This window comes from Caballeronia sp. M23-90, assembly GCF_053574605.1.
On record NZ_JBSIPA010001093.1, the window covers coordinates 1 to 222 of the forward strand.

Here is a 222-nt window from a genome sequence, read left to right on the forward strand (position 1 = left end):
GCTCATGACCCCGCACACCGTTCATTACGGCGGCGCTCAAGCGCTCACCAGAACGCGCTGCGCCACCCTGGATGCCGCCTTCCTGGCCCACCCCGAGCGCTTCAAGCGTGTCGCACCGCGACCACCCGAATTGCCCGTCGCCGCATGGATCAACCCACCCAAAAAGAAGGAATCCCAAACCCGCATAAAACTTGACGCTTGCTCACTGAATGTAAACACCCA

The 222-nt window shown here is 60.8% G+C and carries 1 pseudogene; it reads left to right on the forward strand.

Going from position 1 to position 222, the window contains the following annotated elements:
* Positions 1-222 (forward strand): annotated as a pseudogene (locus tag ACRXB1_RS37940) (hypothetical protein); the annotation flags it as partial.